Origin of the sequence: Dolichospermum sp. UHCC 0406 (assembly GCF_009712025.1) — a bacterium.
GTDB classification, from domain to species: Bacteria; Cyanobacteriota; Cyanobacteriia; order Cyanobacteriales; family Nostocaceae; genus Dolichospermum; species Dolichospermum lemmermannii.
Window position 1 is genome coordinate 89,524 of record NZ_VILA01000017.1, and the last position, 24,409, is coordinate 113,932.

The window sequence follows — 24,409 nt, forward strand, 5'->3', positions numbered from 1 at the left end:
TTGTGTTTAATTTTAATTGGCTACCTGCACCTAAAAAATTAGATTTGTTATTAAATGATGTGCATATTTGGCGCATTAATTTAAATTCATCAGAATCACAATTACAATTTTTTCGAGAAACTTTATCTAGTGATGAAATTGCTCGCGCCCAAAGGTTTTATTTTCCTGAACATCGGCAAAGATTTATTGCTGGACGTGGCACTCTCCGCGCCATTTTAGGGCAATATTTGGGTATTGATCCCAAACAAGTAGAATTTGAATATCAGCCCCGTGGTAAGCCTTTATTAGCGGCTAAATTTGCTGATCAAGGATTATTATTTAACTTATCTCATTCCCAAGATTTGGCTTTGTGTGGAGTAAGTTATCAAAATCAAATTGGTGTGGATTTAGAATATATTCGCACTATGTCTGATTTGGAAAGTCTGGCAAAACGGTTTTTTTCTTTTAAAGAATATGAACATCTGCGACTTATTTCTCCCCAAGAACAGCAACAAATATTTTTCCGTTATTGGACTTGCAAAGAAGCTTATTTAAAAGCCACAGGAGATGGTTTAGTACAGTTAGAAGAAATTGAAATATCTTTAACACCAAATCAACCAAGTCAATTACTTGTATCAGGAGATTGGAATTTAAGAGAATTAACACCAGCAGAAAATTTTGCGGCTGCGGTTGTAGTTGCAGGTAGCAATATTAATTTGCATTGCTGGGAATATTACTGAAAAAGAGTTCAGAAGTGAGAATCAATTATTGGGGATACTGAATTCTTTTTTATTCCCTCTTCTGACTTCTGACTCCTATTCTAGATACTTTCTATTTCAAAATCGCGTAAGTGGGCTTTAAATTTTTTGCCAAACTGCACTAAAAAAGGAAAGTTAGCACTCACGGGTCTACCCTGCCATTGGGTGACAATAGCCACTATTTCTCCTTCTGTACCTTTGATGTCAAAAGCCTGACCGCGATGTTCAGGATGATGATAAACTACTACTGATTCTTTCACTTGCACGCGATCGCCTACTTTCATAATATCTTATGTATCTAACTTTTTTTGTTCCCAAACCATCTCCACAGCTTTTTTGAATATAAAATCCAGCATGATTTAATGGCAAACTCAATTTTACAACACATCGCGCTATTCAGCCGTGGAACAAACTTGTATATTTCTTATTAAGATGATTGGTAATTGGTAATTGGTAATGGGTAATTGGTAATTGGTAATGGTAATACTCTTTTCCCTACCTCCCCTACCTCCCCTACCTCCCCTACTTCCCCTACCTCCCCTACTTCCCCTACTTCCCCTACCTCCCCTACCTACTCCCTACCTACTCCCTGCCTGGACAGAATTCTCGCACCTTTTGGGGAAGTTGCCGACAGACTTGTGAGAATGATTGGGGAGATAATTGCCACCAAGCAAATAAACCGACAGTGGTACTTCCCAGCAACAAAACTAATAATCTCGCAAATAGTCCCAAACCTTTGCTTCTAGATGGTTTTATCGGTGCTGTCTGTGCTTCTGTCAGACTTAAATCAAGCAGGGCTTGGGAACTTGCGGCTAAATCTGTTTCTATGGATGCTGTGATAATTAATGCTTCTGAATCGGGAACAGCTAAGGGTTGGGGAGGAATAATTTCTGCCGGAGGTGCGGGGATAATTGCCATTGAGGATGGTTTGGCCACACGACAAAGGGTCAATACTACAGATATATTATCTTGGCCATTCTTTTCATTGGCGAGTTTAATTAATTCCTGGGTAGCATCTGCTATGTCTAAATCGCCTGTAAGCACGGGAATTGCGTAGTCTTGCCAGGATTGTTCGACTAAATTGCGATCGCTTAAACCATCGGAACACAGCAATAAAATCCCATCTTCTTCTATGATAAATCGTTGAATCGAAAAGTTGAGAAATTCGGCTTCTTTTGTGCCTAGTGCTTGGGTCAGGGCTTTGGCTTCTGGGATTTGCAATGCTTGACGATATAAAGTTTTCCCTAAACCAACTTTTCGTTTTACCATATCATCATCTACAGTCAGAAGTTGACAATAATTCTGGGTTATCCAATAAACCCGACTATCACCAATATGGGCTAAATAAAGTTCGTGGGAATTTTCTAATTGTTCTCCTCTTTGGGGGATTTGCAATGACATGATTAAGGTTGTGGCCATGCGTTCTTTGCCCTGGCGTTTTTCCTCGTCATTGCGCGACCATATCACATTATTAACGACTCGCAAACAAGACTCTATTTGTTGATATAATAAATCCGGAGTTAATAGTTCTGTTTGTTGTCCTATCTCTGTTAATAAAGCCCGCATTTGCAATTTGAGAGACTGCAAAGCTAATTGACTCGCAACTTCACCACCTTCATGGCCACCAATACCATCACAAATAATTGCTAGTCGTGGTTGTAATTGATCATCTATATCTCTCGGATGACTGGGATAACAAGCATCTTCATTATGTTTAATAACAGTTCCAGGATCTGTTGCCCCGGCTATGGTTAAATATAAAGGTAAGTCGGCGGCTGTTGTTAGCAATAATTCATTGAGTTGAGTATTGATGATCTGTAAATCAATTTCTGGTTGACACATTAACTCAACTATGATGTTTAGTTTTTCGGCAATTGTGGTTTTGGCTATTGTCACCCAGTTCCGCCAAGAATTACCTAAATCTTGTAAAGTTGGTGGTTCTGTACTTTGATGCAGTTCTAATAACCGAATACACCAACCTTGCACACATAAATTATCTGCTAATAGTAAACTTTGGGCAACTCCTAATTTTGATAAATGTGTCCATAGTTGGAGAATTTGCCATAACCAGTAAACTTGTCTGACGGGAGATGCTTGTTCCCAGGAGTCGGTAATTTTCGGGTAAATGCAGCCTGTTTCATCTATGGGGGCATTTTCTAGCAGTAAAATATCACCATATATTTCTGCTAAGGAAGTAAACCCATAAGCTTGGGGAATATGTAAACGTTGTGAATATAAGCTGAGATAGGGAATAACGATATTTGGCAGTGGGGCAGGTATATGTGGTAGGGTTGCAGGTTTGGTATCTAGCCAAATTTGTGGGTTGATGACTTCATATCTGTCTGCTACTTTTGTTCCTGGGGGAATTTCTGCTACTTGGTTGCCAGTTGCCCGGAGATAGCGGTAAATTAGGGGAGTGTGACAGCGATCGCAAATAGTATCCCCCACAGAGTTAATTGGTTGATCACATTCTGAATTTGGGCAATTAATAATCCGTTGAGTAGAAAGCATAATTAAATTGATGATTAGTTTTTTATGTAAATATTCACTGTATTGATGTATCTAATCTCAAGTTAAGATGGAACTGCATGGAATCAGATTTTAAGAATATTTGAACGCAGATGAACGCAGATAAACGCAGATAAACGCAGATAAGGATGGATCAATAGATTTCATGATTCTTTGCAGTCTCTCATAAAATTAGTACGAGTAAATCTATTGTAAGGGAAAAGCGTTATGCCAAGTTTTACCTTAATTTGGCTGTTAGCAGGGTCGGTTCTGTGTTTAACGGAACTTTCTTTACCATCAGCTTTTGTTTCTTTCTTCATTCCTTCTTCCTTCCTTCCTTCATTCTGACTCCTGACTCCTGACTCGGTGACTCCTTGACTCGACATTTTGTACACAGTCCAAAAAACTCTAGAGTGTGATAAAACACTTTAAATTGATGGCTGGTTTGTAATTGGTTTTCGAGTTCATGGACAGGACATTGATGAATGGGAATGGAAATACCGCATTGTAGGCAGGTGAGATGGTGTTTATCCTGTTGTATTAAGCTATATAAGGCTTCCCCATTTGCCAAAGTTCGCACTTGCACTAAGCCTTCTAATTTGAGAGCATCCAAGGAACGGTAAACTGTTGCTAAACCCATGCTTTGTTTGAGATTACGTAGTTCTACGTAAATATCCTGGGCAGAAATGCCTTGTTTAAGATTTTGTAACAGGTTTAAAATCCGTTCTTGACTACGAGTATGTATGGCTCTCATAAATGTTTGTTAAATTTGTATCTATGTAGGGGGAATTCATGAATTACTTCTACTCCTGATTATATTTTCACTCAGTTAGACCATAAAAGTTATAGGATAGCGATCGCAGCATTCAGCAAAAAGCCTGTGCAAATAAAATATATAGCTAAAATTTTCGTGACACTTAGGACTTCAGTTTTAGATCCTGCTGGTGTGGCTGTACAATCTGGCCTCAAACAAATGGGATACGACAACGTGGAACAGGTGAGAATTGGTAAGTACATTGAGTTAACTATTGTCGCACCTGATGAGATGAAAGCGCGTCGAGACTTAAATCAAATTTGTGATCAAATGTTATCAAATCCTGTCATCGAAAATTATCGCTTTGACTTGATTGAGGTAGAATCACAAACTGGCGTATTTTGAAATGGGTAATGGGTAATTGGTGATTGGTGATTGGTAATGGGTAAGAGGGAAAATTCTTGCCTTTTGCCTATTCCCTGACAACTGACAACTGTACGGGCGAAGCATTTGGAGAACTATTTTTGGCAATGACCGATAATTTATCTTCCAAATGCTTCGCCCCTACTGACAACTGACAACTGTACGGGCGAAGCATTTGGAGAACTATTTTTGGCAATGACCAATAATTTATCTTCCAAATGCTTCGCCCCTACTAACAACTGACAACTGACAAACAATGAAATTCGGTATTTTAGTTTTTCCAGGTTCTAATTGTGATCGTGACGTTGCCTATGTTACTAGAGATTTACTAGGACAACCAACGCGCATGGTTTGGCATCAAGAGACAGATATTAGTGATATAGATGTAGTGATTGTCCCCGGTGGCTTTAGTTATGGGGATTATTTGCGTTGTGGGGCGATCGCTCGCTTCTCTCCTGTGATGCAGCAAGTAATTGACCATGCACAACAAGGTAAATTTGTCTTGGGTATTTGCAATGGGTTTCAGGTATTAACTGAGGCTGGTTTATTACCTGGGGCATTGGCTAGAAATCAAGATTTGCACTTTATTTGCGATCGCTCTCCCTTGAAAGTTGAGCGTAATAATTTACCTTGGACTCAAGGTTATCTTGAAGGGGAAATCATCACTTTACCCATTGCCCACGGAGAGGGGCGATTTTACAGTGACGAAACCACTTTAGCAGAAATCGAAGCCAACGGACAAGTTTTATTTCGTTATCAAACAAATCCCAACGGTTCACTCAACAACATTGCGGGGATTTGTAATCTGCAAGGCAATGTTTTGGGGATGATGCCACATCCAGAACGAGCAGCAGATTCCGCGTTAGGGAATAGCGATGGTTTGCGTTTGTTTGAGGGGTTGTTGGGGAAGGTAGCGGCTTTGGTGTAATAGATTCCCGGCTTCTGAGTGGAGTCGGGGATTTTTATATTTACTATACTTGGTATCAAATTCTTTTATTATTATTAGTATTCATTACATCAACTAAACATTTTTTAAGAACACAGATGGAGAAACATGAAAGAAATTACTAAGTTTCTCGATTTGTTCAATAGTTAGAGGTTGTTCTCCTGACAAAATATCAGATATTATAGTTTCATCGGCAAAAATTGGCATTAAATCTTTGGGTTGTAAATTCAATTCTGTCATTAATACTTTTAATAGTTCTACTCCATAAATATCTGCTACAGGATAATTTTCTTCTTCATATTCAGATACTACTAATCCTAATAAATGCAGATAATCTCGTTCGTCAGGAGTTAGCCTTTCTTGATCTAATAAAGAATCAATAATATTTTGAGTTATGGCTAATTCTTCCTCTGAGGTAATTTTTCTGGGAGGAAAAGCAGTGATCAATTCTACATAAGTTTTAGGTGTACCAAGGGTCTTGTTTCCAATTTTGTTTGTCATATTCTGCATGGGTAAGGATATGGCGAATATACACTTCTTGATATTGATAGTCTACTAAAGCGATCAGTCGGTAATTGTTCCCACTAACGTTGAAAACGGTGAAGTTACCAACTAAATCCGCAGATGGGAATACTTGACGTAATTGAACAAAGTTTTCCCATTTGGCTTTATTAACAATTTTATACCATGTTTCTAGATTTGATTCAGATTTTGGATGCTGCTGCGAAAATTCTTTTAATCTCTTTTTGCTGATAATGTGCATATCTAGACGTTAAGCAATTTTTTGATAAACAACATTAATTTTAGGTTGAGATATTTCTGTTTCTTGAGTGTCAAATAAATTAGCATCAACTCGAATACAATTATTCAAAACATTAACAGGTAATAATTCTGTTACTCCTAAAATATCTACAGAATAACCATCCCTGATAAAAACAGTAATAATTTCTTGAGAACTTTTCACTAAGGTAGCTTCTAAATCTAGAATTTGTCCTTCTTCTTGCAAAAGTTGTAAAAAATCTGAAGAAGAAATAGTCGTATTCTCTTGATTATTTAAAATAGACGTTAAACGATTTCCTAATAATCCGGTAGCATCTATTTCAGTAATCAGCCATTGTGATTCAAGATAGGTTTTAGCTAAGTAATTGACAATGATATAAACGCGATTTTCTATTTTTTCCTCTGGTTGAATAACTAAGGTAAAAGCCGATTTTTGGAGGTTATTCATAGAATTTGTGGTTGTTTACTGCGAGTGGGAGTACCACCTGTTATATTAGCAAGCCAAAGATGTTGATGAGGCGGTGGTAAATGATCAGGGCGGAGTGTACCATTAGGATATGTCGGACTAGTAAAGTCAATATCTCGCACTGGTTGACCATTGGTATCAAATTCTCTAGCTTGATAAACTCTTTGATGGTATTGATCCCATCTTAATCTGGAATGGGCTGCTTGTGCTAAAGGATCGGCTACGGGTTCACCAAATCTAGGAGGTCTTTGACTTTGATAAACTGGTGTTCCATCCGCATATCTGGAATGGATTTTGTCAGACACTAATTAGAGGTTGTTTGAAAAGTATTAGATGAAACCGATAATCTCTAGAAACCTAACCCCCCTTCCCCCCTTCCCTACAAGGGAATGGGGGTTTCAAAGCCTCTCCCCGCGTCGGGGAGAGGTTTGGAGAGGGGTTTATTTATACATTAAAAACTTTTCAAACATCCTATAAATTATGACTAATGATACAATCAGAACAGTTATTTGGGTAAATTCTGCCAAAGAAGAGCTTCTAGAATTTCCTGAAGATGTAATTGATGAAGTTGGGTATATTCTCTATCGCGTGCAAACTAATCAAACTCATCCTAACAGGGTGTTTGAAAAGTCTAATTTATTACTTGCAAGGGCGACTAGAAGTCGCGGAACTACACAGACGAAACCCACCTATTCCTTCGGAACGCTACGCGAACGTGGGTTCAAAAGCCTTGATTTTTCGTTAGTCCACGCAGGTGGACTTTGTTTGTGTAGTAGCGATTTCTAATCGCCGGAAACTTTTCAAACATCCTCTTAGTTAATAAACTATCTTTCTTGTTTTATCTATTAAGGAACGCAAATTTAATAACCTGCAATTCTGATGTAACCTGGAATGGTGCGTTACGCTGTCGCTAACACTACTTTTGCACCTTATTTAATTCACATTCCTAAGTGTTCTTTGCCATTAATTGTTACTGCTGCTAAACCTTCTGAAAAACTTAAAGCATCATCAAATTTACAGGGAATAAGTAATTGACCACTATTATTAATAAATCCCCACTTACCATTCATTTTAAATACCCGACTGCTGGGAAAAGTCGAGTATCTCAAATGAATGATAATTTTTCGCGTTTTATGGGTTGAAGCTATTGACTTGCACCAAAAAATATGTTAAACTGAATCTTGATAAGGAAGAACTATTCTCCACTTTCCCCTCCCACCACCACATCCCGAATTCGTAAACTGGGACCACCGCAACCGACAGGTAAACCATTTTGTCCACCTTTACCACAACCCCCGGATTCATCCCAGTAAAAATCATCACCAATGGCTTCGATATCTGCGAGGGTTTGGAAAACATTACCGGAAAGGGTGACATCTTTCACAGGTTCAGCAATTTTGCCATTTCTAATCATCCAGGCTTCCCCAGCACTGAAAGTGAACATTTCCCCGTTCGTCATTCCCCCTAACCAATTTTGGGCAAAAACACCTTCTTTAATCCCCGTAAATAAATCTGCGACGGGAGTTTTACCCCGTTCAATCCAGGTATTTGTCATTCTCACAATGGGGGAATAGTGATAATTAAGACAACGGGCGTTTCCTGTGGGTTTCTCATCCAATTTACCAGCAGTTTCACGGGAATGCAGTCTCCCAACTAATACACCATCTTCAATTAACTGGGTAGTTGTCGCAGGTGTACCTTCATCATCGTAAAAATAACTACCGCGATGTCCTTGGGGTGCAGCACCATCAAATATTTGCAATTCTTTGGGGCCAAAACGTCGTCCTAGAGTCATGACTTCCAGAATATCAGGGTTTTCATAAGCCATATCTGCTTCAGAAAGATGTCCAAAGGCTTCATGCACAAACAAACCGCTGAGAATGGGATCAATAACTACGGTGTAAGTATTGCCCTTGACAGAAGGTAAAGATAAGGACGTAACTGCCCTTTCTGCTGCACCTTTAACTTGTTTGTCTAAATTAGTTAAGTCTTCGTAGGCTTTGCGAGAACCAGTGGTTTCTCTACCAGTTTGCACAGTGTCCCCATTCCTGGCTGTGGCTGCAAAGCGCATTTCCATATCTACCCAAGATTGATCAATGAAAGTTCCTTCAGAGGTGACAATAATGACTCTTTGGGTGCTGTCACTGTAATGAACTGAGGTAGTAGTAATTCGGTGATCAACTGTTTTCAGGAGGTCAGTATAGCGATCGCATAATTGTTTTTTCTGCTTTAGCGAAACCTGGCGAGGGTCAGTACCCAATAAAGGCAATCTACATACAGCCTGTACGGGATCAATGGCTGCAAGTATAGTCTCTTCATCACCCACTATCCGGGCTGCGGCAATGGCTTCTTCTATGCGGTCTTCAATGGTTGTTAATTTATTAAAACTACTTAATCCCCAACCACCTTTATAACAAGTGCGAACATGACCACCAATAGAAATTCCCTCGCTGAGAGTTTCCACTTTATCACCCCGCAAGACAATATCTGTTCCCTCGGCTTCTTCCAAGCGAATCATCAAATAATCCACACGGGAAGAGTAACGAGAAATTAAATCTGAGAGGAGATTTTGAACGTCAGTAAGTTTAGTTTTCATTTTATAAATCGCTATAAATTACATTTATTTTCTGATTGAAAAACATATTTTGGAGTTATCATAATCTTTACTTATCTATATGAATAGAAAAACCAACATAGAACCATCTTAAATCATAACAGCTTACTTGATCATTTTGAAAGAAGTTAAAATCTTTTACAGCACTTTCCGGTGTTATGAGGTACATATTCAGCGGGCAAGATGCCCGCACTACAAGAGTTTCATAATTCAAGTTTGTACCTCATTAGAGCGAAATCTGCTGTAATACTTATTTTACCTCCTAACTTATAAATTCCCTTGCCAATAAATTTTTAATAATTTTTGCAAAATCGTAACTATGGATACATCAAATTCTTGCAACCGTGGATAACATGATAAAAATATTCACATAGTAAAAAAACATCAAGAACCAAAAAACCATTGTTCTTGTTCATCTTTCTATTTTCATAAACAGCAGCCCACAGGAGTTTGCCTTCCTCAATAATTTATCTGACAAAAATAATCTTTACAGCCTTAAACATAGGGACAAAATAACTTTATCACAATTGCGGATGACATCACAAAAACCTGTCATACCAATTTGGGATTTTAGATTGGGAATAAAAAACACCTTTACAGCCACTTCCCACCATCCTAAATATCCGCAGTTAGCGTCCTTGTGATATTTCAACTAAACAATCAAGGAGTTCACTATGGTTCGACAAATGTGCTGGTTATCTAAGTCTAACGGCGATGATGAAAAGATTTTGTACTTGCAAACTGCACCTGGACAACCTTGGCGGCCTTACACAGCTTTTCCGCAATTTTCAGTTCCAGATTATCGCGTCCCTCGTGGTTCTAAAGGTTGGGCAACTTATCAAAAACTCTTTAAAGCAGGTTGGACTTTAGTACCTAGTGCCAGAGGCAGCGAATTTGGTGATAGTTGCTATGCAGAGTCAACTGTGCAGAGTTCATAGCCTATATTACCATCTGGGGAACACCATCAATATTATCTCATCCCCAGATGGGTGAAATTATTTGTGTATCTGAGCAAGTCAGTCGCAAACACCTTACAATAAATAAGGTGCGTTAACTGCTGTTACAAACATTTATATTTATGCCTCCCCGTTGGCCTCGCAAACCAGATCGTAAAGATCCAGATTTCCGTAAACTAGATGATCGCATGAATTTCGCTGTTCATGTCGGTATTTGTGCAACTGTCACTTCTGGGTTGTGGTTTTTTCACATTTTGAAAACTACTGCCTGGGAATGGCTACCTGGAGTAACAATTGGTTGGGTAGGAGTATTGCTGCTGCATCTAATTTACATTGGTGCGATCGCTAATTACGACCCCACACCACCGAAATCTACCTAAAGAAAGAAAATCAAGCTAGGGAATTCTCACCTGTGGTAGTAGATCAAGCCTAGCTAATTGAGTAATAATGTGAAATAAGCTAAGATATCCCAATGTTACTAACAATGAGGTTATATTTATGGCTAAAACTAATACCACAGAATTACTAGAAACCCTAGCCGCAGAAATTGGTGAAAGTGTTTATATAGATATTGCCAAGTGGCATCTATATCTATCTGATGCCAAACTGCATAATGTTGTGGCTGAAAAATTGTATCCTTTAATTACTTCTAAAAGCGTTAATGAAGATAAGGTAATTGCCGCTTTAGAATCTATCACCGTTAAAGTTGGTGGTGGCAGAAAGGAACTATCTTTAATTGATTTATTACCCTTGCAATGTCAAGTGACCTTAGTAGATATTGTCGAAAAATATCAACGGGAAATCTAATCTTTATTTTCTTCCCATTGGCAAATTTACACATTGAAATAATGGAGGTTGATCAAGATGTTTTTACAAATCAAAGATAGCCGCGATTTGGTGAAAATAGTTGATGTTCAAGAACTATTAGACCCCACTAGTAAGATTGTCCATGCCCAAGACCAAGAAGGACAAGAAGAACAGGAAACGGACATTTATCAAAAGGAAGAATTAGTATTTCCTTCTGGGGAAAAATTGCCCCGCTGTTGGTTAGATGCCAAATTTAGAGAAAGAGAAGCTGTAGCAGCTTGATATTAATTACAGTATTTCGTAGGGGTTTAGCAATGCTAAACCCCTACATTAATTTAATTAACAGCAGCTTTTTCTGTCACCCCTTCAGAACCTTTAGAAAAGGCTTTTGTAATCCAATAGGTGAAGATATGAGAAAGCACACCTAAAGGACCGGCAAATAAACACAAAGCTATCGAGTGAATTGTCCAAATTCCGGTTTTTTGTCCTTCCCAGTAAATCCATCTACCGACAAATAAATCCATTACTAAAAAATGAATCCAACCTGTAGCAGCAGCAGTTTCATTACTAAAAAACCTGGCTATATCTGCTAATTGAGGATTTGATAAAGCTGCGGCGTTTTCTGGAGTAATGCTGACGACAAATAAGTACAAATATGCACCAGCTAAAACCACAAAAGGTACATAAGATTCCATTACCTTGCGGGTAATTTTCCAATTTGGTAACAGAATCATCAAAGCCCAAAAAGGCAAAACAAACAAATTGGCAACGTTAAATAAATCTGTGATATTCATATTACAAAGCTACTAATTGAGATTCTATTACTGAAGATTGTAAATTACGACCGATAAAAACTAAACTGGTTTGTTTTGCTTCTTCTGGTTTCCAAGGACGATCATAAAATTTATCAAATCTATTACCTACACCTTGCATAACTAACCGCATGAGTTTATTCTCAACAGCCACAAATCCTTTAATTCGGTAAATTTCTTGTTCCTGTGCCAGTTTTTCTAAGGTTGCTTGTAGCTTTTCGGGGTCAAATGTTCGGTCTAAAATCACGTGAGTTGAGTTAATTTCATCATCATGATCATGGTCTTCTTCGGTGTCATGATGACTAGGACGATCATCTAAATTATCTTCAACTGCGGCTGCAAATCCTAATAAGATAGATGGGTCTAATTTACCATAATCACTAGAGACAATTTTCACAACTCTAGGTAATTCATGCTTGACTAATTCTAGAACTTGTGCTTGGGTTTCACTATCAACTAAATCAGTTTTATTCAAAATCACTAAATCAGCGCAAGCAAGTTGATCTTCAAACAATTCTTGTAATGGTGTTTCATGTTCTAGACTATCATCTTCTTGGCGTTGGGCTGCTATAGCATCTAAATCACTAGCAAATGTTCCCGCTGCAACTGCGGCACAATCTACCACTGTAATTACTGCATCTACTGTAGCAGCATTGCGGATTTCTTGCCAACGAAAGGCTTTAATTAAGGGTTTTGGTAAGGCTAAACCAGAGGTTTCAATGATAATATAATCTATACTATCTCGGCGTTTAATTAACTCCCGCATTGTCGGGTAAAATTCTTCTTGCACGGTGCAGCATAAACAGCCATTTGTGAGTTCAAATATATTAGTTTCTGGATTTTCTGCTGTTTCATCTTCGGGGCAAATTTGACAAGATTTCAATAATTCTCCATCTATCCCCAGTTCACCAAATTCGTTGACTAATACGGCTATCCGTCGTCCTTGGTTGTTTTGGAGGAGGTGACGGATAATGCTGGTTTTACCGCTTCCTAAGAAGCCTGTGATCACAGTAACGGGGATTTTTGTAGCCATGTTTTGTGTGTGGTTTTGAATTCAATTTTACCATATATTGTATAACCCAGATCCCCGACTTCTTAGAGAAGTCGGGGATCTAAACTTGTTAAGGGGTTAGGTATAGAACCAGATTTAGGTTAAGTGTGAGAGATAAAGTGTACCCAGTTTAAAGATAATTTAATACTGTTATATAAACGTTTATCTGCTGTGTAAAATTCTGCATTTAATAGCTTTGATAATGCTAGGTAATGAGCATCATAAGCAGCAGATAGTTTCAGAGTTTTTGCTAGAGTTAATGCCATTTCGTGAAGTTGGGGAAATTGAGAACTTCCATAAAGAACTATCCCCAAATTTAACGCATCTTGCAACGCTTTTTCTGTATCTTCAATGGTTAATAAATTTGCTTGATTCATGCGATGTAAAGCATTAGTGATTTCATAATAAAATAATGTGGGAGCAATAATAGTAGCAGAATTTTGTTGCCAATTTTCCCATAGTTTGATAAATAGTGAATCCAGGGATTTACTATTAATTAAGTTAATGGTAAAACTGGCATCTACACAAATTAGATAATTATTCATGGACTTTCAATGAATTGATTAATTCTTCACATCTTTCTTCTCTCATTTCTGAAATAATATTAGTAATTGTATCTTGTAAAGATTGATTATTAAGTCTTTGGTTAAGTATTTCTCCTCTTTGAATGATGCTTTTTTTGATAATATTCCAATCAGGTTTAATTTGTAATTCTGTTTCTAATAATTGTTTCTCTTCTGGGGATAAACAATGAATAATTTCAACTAATTTTTTGACTAATTCCCTGTTCATAGTTGTAGTTATTGGTAAGGAATAATTGTTGATATTTATTTGATTATAACGTAAGTTGCTTGATTTAACCTCAATTTTACCACAAGATCCAGATCCCCGACTTCTGAGATCAATTTACATTTTATTGACAAGTTTAAAAAAGAAGTCGGGGATCTTCTTTATGCTTGCTTTTAAGAATATCCAATTTCTATCATTTTGAAAAATTCCTGGACTACTTCATCAGGATTGTTATAACATCTTTCAGCATCAAATCTTTCTACAACTTTGATACCGTTTTTCTTAAAAATGCGTTCTCTTTCTTGTTCTTCAACTCTGCGTTCTGCGGTGTGAAATGGTCCATCAACTTCTAAAACTCCCCATTTACCGTTATAACAAATGAGAAAATCAGCTTCTTTATTTTCTCTACCTTTAGGTGTGGTAAGTCTTGCTAAGGAGTTGGGTACAAATAAAACTCCAGTTCTGTCTAATGCTTCAGCAATTTTGATTTCCGTTTTTGAGCGAAAGCGTAGATTTTCCCAAGTGTGAATTGTTGAGTCTGAAGAAAATTTAACTCCTTGGTTATTAAAAGTATTATCATTTTCGGGAGTTTTTCGTAAAATTAAATCTGTATTTTCTATAATCTTTTCATATAAACTGGCAAATTCTCCAGGTGCATCGCATTTGGAGTTAACTAGCGATCGCTATGAGTATTCATCAAATTTTTTAAAGTGAACGTTTAACCAAAATTTTAACTTAGATCAAAAGATTTCTACTTAACATTTGCCATGCTTAAAGACTTAATAGCATTTCTTTCACTTAACAAAAACACAAGATATTGATTAAGACTAACTCCTTCTTTCTCTGCATTTTCTGTTAATCTCTCATGCAATGATCGAGGTATCCGTAGTAAAACTTTACCACTGTATTGAACTTGAGTTGAGGGTAAGGGAATTTCATCCCCATATTCATAGGCTGTTTCTATCCATAAACTACGTGCTTCTTCAATATTAAATAACGTTTCATCTGTTGTTTCTCCCTGAGTCATACATCCAGGAAGGTCTTTAATTTCTGCTACATATCCCCCATCAGGATCAGGGTAAAGTGTAACTGGATATTTCAAATTCAAGTAAAATTCTAGTGACTCACGTTCAGTTTTATTTTTCTTAGACATACTACTCCCCTAATCTGAGCAGTTTTACAATCTGCTTAATATAAATTCCTTTTACTTTTTGTCCCTCTTTTTTGGGTACAACTTGTATTCTTCCATCCTCATGACGGAAAGTGTGATGACTCCCATTAGATCGAACTTCTTCAGTTTTTGGAAATTATGGGTTTCATATAATACTTTTCAAACAACCTCTAACCAACTTCAGAATAATCAATAGGATCTTTTAAACCCAATTCTGCAAAAGCCGCTAATCGCAACTGACAAGAATCACAGACACCGCAAGCTGACTCACCACCAGCATAGCAAGACCAAGTGAGATCCCAAGGAACTCCTAATTGATTACCTAGTTGGATAATTTCTGTCTTCTTTAAATCAATTAACGGAGCAATAATTTTCATAGCTTCTCCCTCACGTCCTTGTTTTGTTCCCAAGCGGAAAACTTCCTGCATAGCTTCGATATAATCAGGACGACAATCTGGGTAGCCAGAATAATCTAGGATGTTAACGCCAATATATACTCTTTCTGCGGCGATCGCCTCAGCATAGCTCAAAGCAAAACTTAAAAAGATGGTATTCCGGGCTGGAACATAGGTTACAGGAATATTATCGGCCATTTCGGCCAGCGATCGCCCTGTAGGGAGATCAATCTTCTGATCTGTCAGTGCTGAACCACCCCATTGTCCCAAGTCAAAATTAACCACTTGATGTTGAATTACTCCAGCCGCTTTAGCAATCATCAAAGCAGAATTTAATTCTTTCCTATGCCGCTGTTGATAATCAAAAGAAATAGCGTAACATTCACAGCCATCAGCCTTTGCTTTGTAAAGAACTGTCGAAGAATCTAAACCACCAGACAACAGAATTACAGCTTTCATATTCAGAATAAGAAATGGGAGATCAATAAACAGGGGTAGAAGCGGGAAATTTGACCAATTACCCATTCCTTGATAAATTGCATCCAAAAGATGGGAAAATCAACAAAATGCCACAAACAAAAATTAAATATGTCCAAAAAGACTCTCAGGAATGAGAATATCAATTGTATAAATCGTCTAAAACATTATACTCTGAGTATTAACTATTTGATGACTTGTAATTTTACTTGTAGTAAGGGTGATTAATTTACCCCCTGTAAAAATCAGGTATTTATTGAACTTAGTTAATTTCCCAAATACGTACCTGAGAATTTCTACTAAGAAGTTATGAAATTTACACAGTCAACCCAAAAAAACACATAATTTTTATCATAGATGAATAAAACAGGATAATTAACAACTGCTGACCGAAAAGATTACCAGATGGCGGGAACTGAACCCAAACTTTGAAATTCTTCATAAAGATAATCACTATGTTACCATCTGGATGGTTTAAGACAAATCAAACCTGGCGTTTAAGTATAAAGGCCAACGACCGTAGCGTCTCTAAATTTGGTGGTTGAGGAGAGAACAATAGTGCAAGATAGCATATCAGTGTCAGAACCAAATCTATATTCACAGCGCAGTCAGCCGCATCACATCCGTATAGGTGTGATTGGGGTTGGCAACATGGGACAACATCATACCCGCGTCCTGAGTTCCATGAAAGATGTGGAACTAGTCGGCGTTTCCGATATTAACGTCGAACGTGGTTTAGAAACTGCCAGCAAATACAAAGTCCGGTTTTTTGAAGATTACTGCGACTTACTACCTCATGTAGATGCAATTTGTGTTGCTGTACCTACACGGCTTCACTATGCTGTGGGTATCAACTGTTTGTTAGCAGGAATCCATGTTTTAATTGAAAAACCCATAGCGGCTAGTATTTCTGAAGCAGAATCTCTAGTTAATGCTGCGGCCGAATCTCAGTGTATTTTGCAAGTTGGTCACATTGAGCGATTCAATCCCGCCTTTAGGGAACTCACCCAAGTCCTCAAAACCGAGGAAGTTTTGGCTTTAGAATCTCACCGCATGAGTCCTTATTCAGCGCGGGCGAATGATGTTTCCGTAGTCCTGGATTTAATGATCCATGACATTGATTTGCTGCTAGAATTAGCCGCCTCACCAGTAGTAAAATTGACTGCTAGTGGGACTCGTTCTTTAGACTCAGGTTATTTAGATTATGTAACTGCCACCTTGGGGTTTGCCAATGGTGTTGTTGCCACGCTTACAGCCAGCAAAGTTACTCATCGCAAAATTCGCCGCTTAGTTGCCCATTGTAAAAATTCATTTACAGAAGCAGATTTTCTCACTAATGAGATATTGGTACATCGGCAAACACCGATAAATCCTCTGATTGACCACCAAAAAGTCCTCTATAGACAAGATGGTTTAATCGAAAAGGTTTATACCAGTAATGTTCAGCCTCTCAGTGCAGAATTAGAGCATTTTGTCAACTGTGTCCGTGGTGGCAATCAGCCTTCTGTCGGTGGTGAACAAGCTCTCAAAGCTTTACGTTTGGCTAGTTTAATTGAGCAAATGGCTTTAGAAGAAAGAGTTTGGAATCCATTAGAGTGGTCTTCCGAATCCAGAGTTCAATCGTTGACATCAAGCATTTAGTTAGATGTAGCTAAAACTGGCAGTGGGGGGAAATTAATGATTTTTTCTCCCACTATATCAGGAGTCAGAACTCAGGAGTATTGATAAAATAATCTTCTGCAACTAATTTTAGCAATTAAAGTAGGACTACTTGCTATAGTGTTGATTTGTTGGCAAATCAATTACAAGCGTAAAAACACCAAATCAGGAAGAAAAGCCGGACATCTACCGAAAACTGCCATCAAAAATGCTAAATCATCGAAAATTGACCATTGCCTATTCTCAATTTTCACGTATTTCTAGTTACACTTAACCCAACCTAAAATTTTTTGGAGCTCACCTTTTTTGTAAGATGAGCATGATAACTTTTTAAAGAGGAGATTTCATGACAGACCAACCCCCCGTAGCCAATCCAATGAATGCCGCTGCCATTTCCATGAACCGTCAACCAGCAGCAGCGACACCCATGAATTCGGTAAATCCTGGAAGGCCAAGCAATATTACCGGTAAAACTATTCTGAGTGTGGATTTAGGTAGAACCTCTACAAAGACTTGTGTGAGCCGTGAACCCGGTAATGTGGCTTTCATTCCTGCCAATGTCAAGCAAACATCAATTGAGCAAATTCGCGGCGGTGTATTTGAGGCTAAGGCAACTGACCCACTGATGGATTTGTGGCTGGAGTATCAAGGTAGTGGTTATGCTGTAGGGCAATTAGCCGCCGATTTTGGGGCTAATCTTGGCGTTGGCCAATCTAAGGTAGAAGATGCTCTGGTCAAAGTATTATCATCTGCCGGGTACTTTAAACTCAGAGATGAAATTTTCGTTGTCCTGGGTTTGCCGTTCTTATCGTTGGAACAATTTGAAAAAGAAAAGGCACAGTTAACTAGCTTGGTAACTGGACCTCATGTATTGAATTTCCGAGGTGAATCCATAACTTTGAATATTAGCAAAGTCTGGGTAATGCCCGAAGGCTATGGTAGTTTGCTGTGGTCAGAAACTCAACCTAATAAAGGCACAGCAGTTCCCGATTTTACGAAAATATCTGTAGGGATTGTTGATATTGGCCACCAAACCATTGATATGATCATGGTGGATAATTTCCGCTTTGCCAGGGCTGCTTCTAAGAGTGAAGACTTTGGCATGAGCAAGTTTTATGAACTGGTAGCTGCGGAAGTACAGGGTGCTGATAGTCAATCTTTGGCACTGATTTCTGCGGTTAATAAGCCTAAAGGCGATCGCTTTTATCGTCCTAAAGGTGCTAGTAAACCTACCAATTTAGATGATTTTCTGCCTAACCTCAAAGAACAGTTTTCACGGGAAATTTGCTCTCGTGTGTTAGCGTGGTTGCCAGAGCGGGTAACTGATGTGATTATTACAGGTGGTGGTGGAGAATTTTTCTGGGAAGATGTCCAACGTCTGCTCAAAGAAGCTCAAATCAACGCTTACTTAGCTGCACCTTCTCGCCAGGCTAATGCTTTGGGGCAGTATATTTATGGAGAAGCGCAATTATCTGCTGCTGTTCGTGCTAGGTCATAAAACCGATGTTCCAATGGTCAAAAAAGGTAGTTAAATCCGTTACGTTCAATCCAGAAATTGCTGATGAGAGCTTGTTAGCGCAGGTGGAAAACTACTTAGAGACACAGCCAGATAAAACTTTCAGTGACCTGTGCAAAGAGGCTCTTTGGAACTTTTTGTGTGTCCCAGAACCTGTACAACTAACTTCTAAGATAGCAAATGTAACCACGGTTGAACAAAAAATCGGTGAGATCCAAAATCAAATAGCTGGTTTTGAAGAACGTTTTTTCGCTAAAGAGTCTCATCGTTTGGAGTCTATGGAAAGTCAAATGTTGCAACTTACTCAACAAGTAGCAAAGTTGACAATCATCCTGAATCAGGAACCACTTACTTGTATTCCTTCTGATAGCGTTAGCGTGGCGCCAGCCATACCTCAAGAAGTAGACCCTGTAATTAGTCGTATTGGTCAGTTTCTTGATGATTTCTAAGAAAAAACCAGGAAGAACCTAGTTTTTACTTCGAGAAAAATTCTTAACTAAACTACCATGAGTCCCACCCATAAGCCATTTCGGCATTATTGGTGGGATATTTTGTTTATTTGACCTTGACCACAAAGATGTAGATAAGTAGGTTAGCATTGAAAATCGTCGTTATGGCACTAGGCAAGAGGCAAGAGGATTTGGACGATTTTAATTTTCGTTACATATTACTCTTCGAGAAGCCGCTCCGCGTCTACGGTTTTTTTCCGTTCACCTACTTAGTTCTCGATAAAAGTAGTAAATAGAAATTTTTGGCATTGCTTACAAAGATTGGAAAACTTTCGTCGCATTTGTTGAAAAAATTCTCAGAGAATTTGCAGAAAACTATCTAATTAATTTTGTCTGATTACTTATCAATAATCATCAGTCACATCTGCGGAATGTCCTTTGGTAGATAAACTTAGAGGTTGTTTGAAAAGTATTATATGAAACCCATAATCTCCAAAAACCTAACCCCCCTCCCCCCACTCCCTACAAGGGAATAGGGGTTTTAAAGCCTCTCCCCTGGTAGGGGAGAGGTTTGGAGAGGGGTCTGTTTACACATTAAAAACTTTTAAAACATCCTCTTATACAAATTCTATAAATGTATCAAAAGTATTGCAATTCATTGAACATGGTTGTTCGCTTTTATTCATAATTAATAAAAACTTATCCCCAATTTAAAAATCCATGATATAAAAGTAAATAAAACTTAATTTTTATTCATCCAAATGCTAAATGACTCCCCTACCTTACCCAAATTCAAAGATCTACTAACCCAAAAAATTTTCTTAGGTAATAAACCTAGTGCTGAGTTAATAGCAATTCTTACCATCTATTTTGTTCAAGGCATCTTGGCATTATCCCGTTTAGCTGTTAGCTTTTTTCTCAAAGATGAATTGCTATTAAGTCCAGTGCAGATGTCAGCAATCGTGGGCATCAGTACCATACCTTGGATGACTAAGCCATTATATGGTTTTATCTCTGATAGTTTACCATTATTTGGCTACCATAGAAAGCCTTATATAGTCCTATCTGGAATTTTGGGAAGTGCGGCTTTGGTATGTTTAGGAACAACAGTTCATACTAGCACAACAGCCACAATTATGATTGTACTTTCTTCTCTCTCTGTAGCTATTAGTGATGTGATAGTTGATTCCATAGTAGTTGAAAGAGCTAGAAGTGAATCAGAAGCCAAAATAGGTTCTTTACAATCTCTTTGTTGGGGTAGTTCAGCTATAGGTGGCTTGTGTACAGCTTACCTTAGCGGCTTACTTTTAGAATATTTTACCAACCGTACAGTATTTTTAATAACAGCATTATTTCCGCTAATTATCTCATGTGTAGCTTGGTTAATTTCCGAAAAACCTATTAATAAAGATGATAAAAAAAGCAATAACACAAAATATCAATTAGGACAGATACGCCAAGCTATTACGCAGAAAGCAATTTGGCTACCAACAGCATTTATATTTGTTTGGCACGCTACACCAAATGCCGAATCAGCATTTTTCTATTTTACAACTAACGAACTACAATTTCAACCAGAATTTTTAGGGCGAGTTCGGTTAGTCACCAGTTTGGCTTCCTTAATTGGAGTTTGGGCTTTTCAACGTTACCTGAAAACTATCCCCTTTAGAATTATGTTTAGTTGGGGGATTTTTCTATCCACAGCTTTAGGAATGACAACTTTATTATTAGTAACTCATACCAACAGACTTTTAGGAATAGATGATCATTGGTTCAGTTTAGGTGATAGTTTAATTATTACTGTGATTGGGCAAGTTTTATTTATGCCTATATTAGTATTATCAACAAAACTTTGTCCTCCCGGCATAGAGGCCACATTCTTTGCTTTAATAATGTCTGTATTTAATTTAGGAGGAACAGTTTCTTACGCATTAGGATCAATCATGATGAAATGGTTGGGAATCACAGAACATCAATTTGATTCATTATGGTTGTTAATCATTATTACTAACTGTAGCTCACTTATCCCAATATTTTTTATTAACTGGCTACCAGATGCTAAAATTGAGATTGACCATAGTCAATCAATCTAGTTTTTCAGCATAGCAAACAAAAAATGCAAATATTAGAACCCCAAAATAGTCAAGTTTTAGAGAAATCCTACACCCTCAAAGACTGGCAAGGAGGATATGAATCTCTTACCGAAGAATATGACTATTGGATTGATGATATAGAAGGAGAAATTCCTCCAGAACTAGCAGGAACATTATTTAGGAACGGGGCTGGTTTATTAGATATCAACAAGCAAAGATTACATCATCCTTTTGATGGTGACGGAATGATTAGTCGCATTACATTTACCAATGGCCGCGCCCATTTTCGTAACCGATTTGTGCAAACAGCCGGTTATTTAGCAGAACAGAAAGCTGGTAAAATTCTTTATCGTGGTGTTTTTGGTACACAAAAACCTGGTGGTTGGTTAGCTAACATTTTTGATTTAAAAATTAAAAACATTGCTAATACAAATGTGATTTATTGGGGTAAAAAACTCTTAGCATTATGGGAAGCATCCGAACCTTATTCACTTAATCCCCAAACCTTAGAAACATTAGGAAATGAATATTTTAACGGCGTTTTATCCAAAGGAGAAGCCTTTAGCGCCCACCCACGAATTGATCCAAATGGCACCTTAGTCAACTTTGCTATTAAACCGGGACTATCAACCACAATTACAATCTTTGAATTGAACACAAATGGGGAAATTACCAGCAAACAAAATCATAGCGTTCCTGGTTTTTGTTTTATTCATGATTTTGTAATTACAGAAAATTACTGTATCTTCTTTCAAAATCCTGTTGATTTTAACCCCATACCTTTTGCTTTGGGAATATCCAGCGCAGCCCAATGTATTAAATTTCAAAAAAATCAACCCACAAGAATTATTATTATCCCTCGCAAAACACAAACTAAAAATGTCAAAGTTTTAGAAACCCAAGCCGGTTTTATTTTCCATCATGTTAATGCTTTTGAACTGAGAAATGAAATTATCATTGATTCTATCTGCTATGAATCATTAACAGAAGTCGAACCCAATAGCGATTATCGAAAAACTGATTTTGATACAAATTCACCTCCCCAACTATGGCGATTTAATCTGAATTTATCAGAGAATAAAGTGCAAAATCAGTTAATAGATCCTCGTCCCACTGAATTTCCCACAATTCACCCGAATTACGTAGGTAAATCCTATCGTTATTTATATAGTGCTGCCGCTCATCAATCAACGGTGAACGCACCATTACAAGCCATTTTTAAGGTAGATTTAGAGTCAGGAAGAAAACAACTATGGAGTGCAGCACCGCGAGGTTTTATAGGGGAACCAATTTTTATTCCTCGTCCAAATTCCCAAACAGAAGATGATGGGTGGTTAATAGCGTTAGTTTATGATGCAGAACATCATCGTTTTGATGTAGTGATTTTAGATGCTGAAAATCTGGAAAAAGAGAAACCAGTTGCAAAACTACATCTGAAACATCATATTCCCTATGGTTTACATGGGAGTTTTACACAAGAGACATTTATCGAAAATTTGGGTTGAGTCCATTTTAACTAGTAACCCTCATATCCCCGACTTCTCGAAGAAGTTGGGGATATCGCGGAGTATCTTACAAAAAAATAAAACTGTAACAAAAACTACAAAATTGATATCTTTTCTCAAAAAGAGGGTAAGCTAACTATATCAATCCGGTTTACAAAGATACCGTGATGAGGAGTAAGAATTATGGTAACAACGTCTCTCCCACTTATGGAAACTCAATCTTCAGCCTACATTTGCCCTTATGATCAAGCTTGTAGCTATTTAGAATGGGCGGCTAAAGAATTAAAATTAGATCAAGGTATCGTAGAAATACTCAGTCATCCACGAAAAGTTGTTACAGTTTCCATTCCCATAAAAATGGATAATGGCGAAATCCGGGTTTTCCCAGGACATCGGGTACAACATTCGGATATTTTAGGACCCTATAAAGGTGGGATTCGTTACCATGAAGCGGTGACATTACGGGAAGTATCCGCCCTAGCAATGCTGATGACCTGGAAATGTGCATTGTTAGGTATTCCCTATGGTGGTGGCAAAGGGGGAATTCCCATAGACCCCAAAAAGTTCAGTGTGGGGGAATTAGAACGGATTAGTCGTCGTTATATTAGTGAATTAATTAAAGACATTGGACCATCCGTAGATATACCCGCACCAGACATGGGAACATCAGCGCGGGAAATGGCATGGATGATGGATACTTACTCTGTCAATGTTGGTCATTCTGTCCCCGGAGTAGTTACAGGTAAACCCTTATCTATTGGTGGTTCCCTGGGACGAGAAATGGCGACTGGACGCGGTGTGATGATTATTGTCCGTGAAGCACTTGCAGATCACGGTAAATCCCTCGTAGGAGTCAGGGTAGCAATTCAAGGCTTCGGTAATGTAGGTGGGGCAGCCGCCGAATTGCTACACCAAGAAGGAGCAAAAATTATCGCTGTTTCCAGTGCTAGTGGGGGTATCTTTGCCGAAAATGGTCTTGATATTTCCGCTGTCAAAGCCTACGCTGCGGCAAACCATCGCAGTGTGGTGGGATTTCCCCAAGGAACACCCATTAGTAATGCAGACTTATTAACTTTACCTTGCGATGTCCTGATTCCTGCCGCTTTGGAAAACCAAATTACCGCAGAAAATGTCCATCAAATCAAAGCCCAATTTGTCGCAGAAGCGGCTAATGGTCCAGTGACTTTGGAAGCTAACCGCGTTCTAGAAGCCCAAGGTGTCACCGTGTTACCGGATATTTTAGCCAATGCCGGGGGTGTGGTGGTCAGTTATTTAGAATGGGTACAAGGTCTTTCTTACCTATTCTGGGACGAAGAACGAGTCAACCGGGAAATGGAACATTTGATGGTTCAGGCTTACCGCAAGGTGATTCATGAGTCGCAAGCACGGGGGGTAAATCTGCGATTAGCTGCTTATACTTTGGGTGTAGGTAGAGTCGCGCAAGCTTTGAATGATCGGGGTTTGTATCCTTAGTTGTATTTGCAATTTAGTTTAATTGGGG

At 38.2% G+C, this 24,409-nt stretch carries 32 protein-coding genes and 2 pseudogenes; 16 read left to right on the forward strand and 18 right to left on the reverse strand.

Annotation, left to right across the window (positions count from 1 at the left end):
* Positions 1–2 precede the first annotated feature (2 nt).
* Positions 3–719, forward strand: coding sequence for a 4'-phosphopantetheinyl transferase HetI (gene hetI / locus FJR09_RS16500; protein ID WP_015078388.1), 717 nt, complete (start codon positions 3–5; stop codon positions 717–719).
* Positions 720–799: 80 nt separating this feature from the next.
* Here the strand turns inward: hetI and FJR09_RS16505 are convergent, their stop codons facing one another.
* Positions 800–1,021: a ferredoxin-thioredoxin reductase variable chain gene (locus FJR09_RS16505; RefSeq protein ID WP_015078389.1), complete on the reverse strand. Its 222-nt coding sequence runs from the start codon at positions 1,019–1,021 to the stop codon at positions 800–802.
* A 298-nt stretch (positions 1,022–1,319) separates the two neighbouring features.
* Entirely contained in the window at positions 1,320–3,248 is a 1,929-nt protein-coding gene (locus tag FJR09_RS16510) for a protein phosphatase 2C domain-containing protein (RefSeq protein ID WP_015078390.1), read from the reverse strand.
* Between the two features lie 225 nt (positions 3,249–3,473).
* Here FJR09_RS16510 and FJR09_RS25360 point away from each other — a divergent pair.
* Positions 3,474–3,575: pseudogene (locus FJR09_RS25360) on the forward strand (NfeD family protein); the annotation flags it as partial.
* Here FJR09_RS25360 and FJR09_RS16515 read toward each other — a convergent pair.
* On the reverse strand, positions 3,562–3,999 hold the full coding sequence (locus tag FJR09_RS16515; protein WP_168652399.1) for a Fur family transcriptional regulator: 438 nt from the start codon (positions 3,997–3,999) through the stop codon (positions 3,562–3,564). The pseudogene FJR09_RS25360 and the gene FJR09_RS16515 overlap by 14 nt on opposite strands.
* Positions 4,000–4,125: 126 nt before the next feature.
* On the opposite strand from FJR09_RS16515, the gene purS reads away from it, so the two are divergent.
* Positions 4,126–4,404, forward strand: a complete 279-nt coding sequence (purS, locus tag FJR09_RS16520) for a phosphoribosylformylglycinamidine synthase subunit PurS (RefSeq protein WP_041457555.1) — start codon at positions 4,126–4,128, stop codon at positions 4,402–4,404.
* Here the strand turns inward: purS and FJR09_RS25925 are convergent.
* Positions 4,384–4,509, reverse strand: coding sequence for a hypothetical protein (locus FJR09_RS25925; protein ID WP_256370264.1), 126 nt, complete (start codon positions 4,507–4,509; stop codon positions 4,384–4,386). The genes purS and FJR09_RS25925 overlap by 21 nt on opposite strands.
* A 169-nt stretch (positions 4,510–4,678) precedes the next feature.
* On the opposite strand from FJR09_RS25925, the gene purQ reads away from it, so the two are divergent.
* Entirely contained in the window at positions 4,679–5,350 is a 672-nt protein-coding gene (gene purQ / locus FJR09_RS16530; RefSeq protein ID WP_015078393.1) for a phosphoribosylformylglycinamidine synthase subunit PurQ, read from the forward strand.
* Positions 5,351–5,443: 93 nt separating this feature from the next.
* Here purQ and FJR09_RS16535 read toward each other — a convergent pair whose 3' ends face one another.
* Genes FJR09_RS16535 through FJR09_RS16550 form a run of 4 tightly spaced genes read right to left on the reverse strand, consistent with a single transcriptional unit; the run spans position 5,444 to position 6,919 of the window.
* A complete protein-coding gene (locus tag FJR09_RS16535) occupies positions 5,444–5,869 on the reverse strand; it encodes a type II toxin-antitoxin system HigA family antitoxin (protein WP_015078394.1) in 426 nt (141 codons plus the stop codon).
* Positions 5,829–6,131 carry a type II toxin-antitoxin system HigB family toxin gene (locus tag FJR09_RS16540; RefSeq protein WP_015078395.1) on the reverse strand — a complete coding sequence of 101 codons (303 nt, stop codon included), beginning with the start codon at positions 6,129–6,131 and terminating at the stop codon, positions 5,829–5,831. The genes FJR09_RS16535 and FJR09_RS16540 overlap by 41 nt, the downstream gene beginning before the upstream one ends.
* Positions 6,132–6,140: 9 nt before the next feature.
* Positions 6,141–6,596, reverse strand: coding sequence for a hypothetical protein (locus tag FJR09_RS16545; RefSeq protein ID WP_015078396.1), 456 nt, complete (start codon positions 6,594–6,596; stop codon positions 6,141–6,143).
* Positions 6,593–6,919 (reverse strand): hypothetical protein, encoded by a 327-nt coding sequence (locus FJR09_RS16550; RefSeq protein ID WP_015078397.1) that lies wholly within the window; start codon positions 6,917–6,919, stop codon positions 6,593–6,595. The genes FJR09_RS16545 and FJR09_RS16550 overlap by 4 nt, the downstream gene beginning before the upstream one ends.
* A gap of 175 nt (positions 6,920–7,094) precedes the next feature.
* Between FJR09_RS16550 and FJR09_RS16555 the strand changes: the two genes are divergently transcribed.
* Entirely contained in the window at positions 7,095–7,400 is a 306-nt protein-coding gene (locus FJR09_RS16555; RefSeq protein ID WP_015078398.1) for a hypothetical protein, read from the forward strand.
* 152 nt (positions 7,401–7,552) lie between these two features.
* Here FJR09_RS16555 and FJR09_RS16560 read toward each other — a convergent pair whose 3' ends face one another.
* The gene (locus FJR09_RS16560) at positions 7,553–7,684 is read right to left on the reverse strand and encodes a WG repeat-containing protein (RefSeq protein ID WP_083881413.1); all 132 of its coding nucleotides are present in this window, start codon (positions 7,682–7,684) and stop codon (positions 7,553–7,555) included.
* Positions 7,685–7,809: 125 nt separating this feature from the next.
* Positions 7,810–9,210, reverse strand: a complete 1,401-nt coding sequence (locus FJR09_RS16565; protein WP_015078400.1) for a TldD/PmbA family protein — start codon at positions 9,208–9,210, stop codon at positions 7,810–7,812.
* A gap of 692 nt (positions 9,211–9,902) precedes the next feature.
* Here FJR09_RS16565 and FJR09_RS16570 point away from each other — a divergent pair.
* The 4 genes from FJR09_RS16570 (at position 9,903) to FJR09_RS16585 (ending at position 11,273) form a co-directional block, all read left to right on the forward strand.
* A complete protein-coding gene (locus tag FJR09_RS16570; protein WP_168633641.1) occupies positions 9,903–10,166 on the forward strand; it encodes a hypothetical protein in 264 nt (87 codons plus the stop codon).
* Positions 10,167–10,306: 140 nt separating this feature from the next.
* The gene (locus FJR09_RS16575) at positions 10,307–10,564 is read left to right on the forward strand and encodes a hypothetical protein (RefSeq protein ID WP_015078402.1); all 258 of its coding nucleotides are present in this window, start codon (positions 10,307–10,309) and stop codon (positions 10,562–10,564) included.
* Between the two features lie 118 nt (positions 10,565–10,682).
* On the forward strand, positions 10,683–10,991 hold the full coding sequence (locus FJR09_RS16580) for a DUF3181 family protein (RefSeq protein WP_168651796.1): 309 nt from the start codon (positions 10,683–10,685) through the stop codon (positions 10,989–10,991).
* A gap of 57 nt (positions 10,992–11,048) precedes the next feature.
* The gene (locus FJR09_RS16585; RefSeq protein WP_015078404.1) at positions 11,049–11,273 is read left to right on the forward strand and encodes a hypothetical protein; all 225 of its coding nucleotides are present in this window, start codon (positions 11,049–11,051) and stop codon (positions 11,271–11,273) included.
* Positions 11,274–11,326: 53 nt separating this feature from the next.
* On the opposite strand, the gene FJR09_RS16590 is transcribed toward FJR09_RS16585, so the two are convergent.
* The 5 genes from FJR09_RS16590 to FJR09_RS16610 all read right to left on the reverse strand — a co-directional run bounded on the left by FJR09_RS16590 (position 11,327) and on the right by FJR09_RS16610 (position 14,023).
* Positions 11,327–11,785, reverse strand: a complete 459-nt coding sequence (locus tag FJR09_RS16590) for an ABA4-like family protein (protein WP_168654130.1) — start codon at positions 11,783–11,785, stop codon at positions 11,327–11,329.
* A gap of 1 nt (position 11,786) precedes the next feature.
* Positions 11,787–12,836 carry a cobalamin biosynthesis protein CobW gene (cobW, locus tag FJR09_RS16595; RefSeq protein WP_168654131.1) on the reverse strand — a complete coding sequence of 350 codons (1,050 nt, stop codon included), beginning with the start codon at positions 12,834–12,836 and terminating at the stop codon, positions 11,787–11,789.
* A gap of 119 nt (positions 12,837–12,955) precedes the next feature.
* Entirely contained in the window at positions 12,956–13,399 is a 444-nt protein-coding gene (locus FJR09_RS16600) for a type II toxin-antitoxin system VapC family toxin (RefSeq protein WP_168654132.1), read from the reverse strand.
* Positions 13,392–13,646: a hypothetical protein gene (locus FJR09_RS16605; RefSeq protein WP_015078408.1), complete on the reverse strand. Its 255-nt coding sequence runs from the start codon at positions 13,644–13,646 to the stop codon at positions 13,392–13,394. The genes FJR09_RS16600 and FJR09_RS16605 overlap by 8 nt, the downstream gene beginning before the upstream one ends.
* A 170-nt stretch (positions 13,647–13,816) precedes the next feature.
* Positions 13,817–14,023 carry a DUF559 domain-containing protein gene (locus tag FJR09_RS16610; protein WP_083881492.1) on the reverse strand — a complete coding sequence of 69 codons (207 nt, stop codon included), beginning with the start codon at positions 14,021–14,023 and terminating at the stop codon, positions 13,817–13,819.
* Between FJR09_RS16610 and FJR09_RS24785 the strand changes: the two genes are divergently transcribed.
* Positions 14,022–14,171, forward strand: coding sequence for a hypothetical protein (locus FJR09_RS24785; RefSeq protein ID WP_158310499.1), 150 nt, complete (start codon positions 14,022–14,024; stop codon positions 14,169–14,171). The genes FJR09_RS16610 and FJR09_RS24785 overlap by 2 nt on opposite strands.
* Positions 14,172–14,394: 223 nt before the next feature.
* Here FJR09_RS24785 and FJR09_RS16620 read toward each other — a convergent pair whose 3' ends face one another.
* The 3 genes and pseudogenes from FJR09_RS16620 to queC all read right to left on the reverse strand — a co-directional run bounded on the left by FJR09_RS16620 (position 14,395) and on the right by queC (position 15,668).
* Positions 14,395–14,796, reverse strand: coding sequence for a type II toxin-antitoxin system HicB family antitoxin (locus tag FJR09_RS16620; RefSeq protein ID WP_015078410.1), 402 nt, complete (start codon positions 14,794–14,796; stop codon positions 14,395–14,397).
* 1 nt (position 14,797) lies between these two features.
* Positions 14,798–14,926: pseudogene (locus FJR09_RS25930) on the reverse strand (type II toxin-antitoxin system HicA family toxin); the annotation flags it as partial.
* Between the two features lie 58 nt (positions 14,927–14,984).
* Entirely contained in the window at positions 14,985–15,668 is a 684-nt protein-coding gene (gene queC / locus FJR09_RS16630; protein ID WP_015078411.1) for a 7-cyano-7-deazaguanine synthase QueC, read from the reverse strand.
* A gap of 576 nt (positions 15,669–16,244) precedes the next feature.
* Between queC and FJR09_RS16635 the strand changes: the two genes are divergently transcribed.
* From FJR09_RS16635 to FJR09_RS16660, 6 genes are all read left to right on the forward strand, one after another.
* Positions 16,245–17,327, forward strand: a complete 1,083-nt coding sequence (locus tag FJR09_RS16635; RefSeq protein ID WP_041457566.1) for a Gfo/Idh/MocA family protein — start codon at positions 16,245–16,247, stop codon at positions 17,325–17,327.
* 364 nt (positions 17,328–17,691) lie between these two features.
* A complete protein-coding gene (locus FJR09_RS16640; protein WP_168651799.1) occupies positions 17,692–18,843 on the forward strand; it encodes a ParM/StbA family protein in 1,152 nt (383 codons plus the stop codon).
* Between the two features lie 5 nt (positions 18,844–18,848).
* Positions 18,849–19,310: a hypothetical protein gene (locus FJR09_RS16645; RefSeq protein ID WP_015078414.1), complete on the forward strand. Its 462-nt coding sequence runs from the start codon at positions 18,849–18,851 to the stop codon at positions 19,308–19,310.
* A gap of 761 nt (positions 19,311–20,071) precedes the next feature.
* On the forward strand, positions 20,072–21,403 hold the full coding sequence (locus FJR09_RS16650) for a folate/biopterin family MFS transporter (RefSeq protein WP_168651800.1): 1,332 nt from the start codon (positions 20,072–20,074) through the stop codon (positions 21,401–21,403).
* Between the two features lie 23 nt (positions 21,404–21,426).
* The gene (locus tag FJR09_RS16655) at positions 21,427–22,908 is read left to right on the forward strand and encodes a carotenoid oxygenase family protein (RefSeq protein ID WP_168653562.1); all 1,482 of its coding nucleotides are present in this window, start codon (positions 21,427–21,429) and stop codon (positions 22,906–22,908) included.
* A 183-nt stretch (positions 22,909–23,091) separates the two neighbouring features.
* Positions 23,092–24,381, forward strand: coding sequence for a Glu/Leu/Phe/Val dehydrogenase (locus tag FJR09_RS16660; protein ID WP_168653561.1), 1,290 nt, complete (start codon positions 23,092–23,094; stop codon positions 24,379–24,381).
* Positions 24,382–24,409 lie beyond the last annotated feature (28 nt).

Coding starts and splice junctions, on each gene's coding strand:
- FJR09_RS16505 (WP_015078389.1), bottom strand. CDS start 1,021: ATGAAAGTAGGCGATCGCGTGCAAGTGAAAGAATCAGTAGTAGTTTAT.
- FJR09_RS16510 (WP_015078390.1), bottom strand. CDS start 3,248: ATGCTTTCTACTCAACGGATTATTAATTGCCCAAATTCAGAATGTGAT.
- FJR09_RS16515 (WP_168652399.1), bottom strand. CDS start 3,999: ATGAGAGCCATACATACTCGTAGTCAAGAACGGATTTTAAACCTGTTA.
- FJR09_RS25925 (WP_256370264.1), bottom strand. CDS start 4,509: ATGCTTCGCCCGTACAGTTGTCAGTTGTCAGGGAATAGGCAAAAGGCA.
- purQ (WP_015078393.1), top strand. CDS start 4,679: ATGAAATTCGGTATTTTAGTTTTTCCAGGTTCTAATTGTGATCGTGAC.
- FJR09_RS16535 (WP_015078394.1), bottom strand. CDS start 5,869: ATGACAAACAAAATTGGAAACAAGACCCTTGGTACACCTAAAACTTAT.
- FJR09_RS16540 (WP_015078395.1), bottom strand. CDS start 6,131: ATGCACATTATCAGCAAAAAGAGATTAAAAGAATTTTCGCAGCAGCAT.
- FJR09_RS16545 (WP_015078396.1), bottom strand. CDS start 6,596: ATGAATAACCTCCAAAAATCGGCTTTTACCTTAGTTATTCAACCAGAG.
- FJR09_RS16555 (WP_015078398.1), top strand. CDS start 7,095: ATGACTAATGATACAATCAGAACAGTTATTTGGGTAAATTCTGCCAAA.
- FJR09_RS16560 (WP_083881413.1), bottom strand. CDS start 7,684: ATGAATGGTAAGTGGGGATTTATTAATAATAGTGGTCAATTACTTATT.
- FJR09_RS16565 (WP_015078400.1), bottom strand. CDS start 9,210: ATGAAAACTAAACTTACTGACGTTCAAAATCTCCTCTCAGATTTAATT.
- FJR09_RS16570 (WP_168633641.1), top strand. CDS start 9,903: ATGGTTCGACAAATGTGCTGGTTATCTAAGTCTAACGGCGATGATGAA.
- FJR09_RS16575 (WP_015078402.1), top strand. CDS start 10,307: ATGCCTCCCCGTTGGCCTCGCAAACCAGATCGTAAAGATCCAGATTTC.
- FJR09_RS16580 (WP_168651796.1), top strand. CDS start 10,683: ATGGCTAAAACTAATACCACAGAATTACTAGAAACCCTAGCCGCAGAA.
- FJR09_RS16585 (WP_015078404.1), top strand. CDS start 11,049: ATGTTTTTACAAATCAAAGATAGCCGCGATTTGGTGAAAATAGTTGAT.
- FJR09_RS16590 (WP_168654130.1), bottom strand. CDS start 11,785: ATGAATATCACAGATTTATTTAACGTTGCCAATTTGTTTGTTTTGCCT.
- cobW (WP_168654131.1), bottom strand. CDS start 12,836: ATGGCTACAAAAATCCCCGTTACTGTGATCACAGGCTTCTTAGGAAGC.
- FJR09_RS16600 (WP_168654132.1), bottom strand. CDS start 13,399: ATGAATAATTATCTAATTTGTGTAGATGCCAGTTTTACCATTAACTTA.
- FJR09_RS16605 (WP_015078408.1), bottom strand. CDS start 13,646: ATGAACAGGGAATTAGTCAAAAAATTAGTTGAAATTATTCATTGTTTA.
- FJR09_RS24785 (WP_158310499.1), top strand. CDS start 14,022: ATGAGAAAATCAGCTTCTTTATTTTCTCTACCTTTAGGTGTGGTAAGT.
- FJR09_RS16620 (WP_015078410.1), bottom strand. CDS start 14,796: ATGTCTAAGAAAAATAAAACTGAACGTGAGTCACTAGAATTTTACTTG.
- queC (WP_015078411.1), bottom strand. CDS start 15,668: ATGAAAGCTGTAATTCTGTTGTCTGGTGGTTTAGATTCTTCGACAGTT.
- FJR09_RS16640 (WP_168651799.1), top strand. CDS start 17,692: ATGACAGACCAACCCCCCGTAGCCAATCCAATGAATGCCGCTGCCATT.
- FJR09_RS16645 (WP_015078414.1), top strand. CDS start 18,849: ATGTTCCAATGGTCAAAAAAGGTAGTTAAATCCGTTACGTTCAATCCA.
- FJR09_RS16650 (WP_168651800.1), top strand. CDS start 20,072: ATGCTAAATGACTCCCCTACCTTACCCAAATTCAAAGATCTACTAACC.
- FJR09_RS16655 (WP_168653562.1), top strand. CDS start 21,427: ATGCAAATATTAGAACCCCAAAATAGTCAAGTTTTAGAGAAATCCTAC.
- FJR09_RS16660 (WP_168653561.1), top strand. CDS start 23,092: ATGGTAACAACGTCTCTCCCACTTATGGAAACTCAATCTTCAGCCTAC.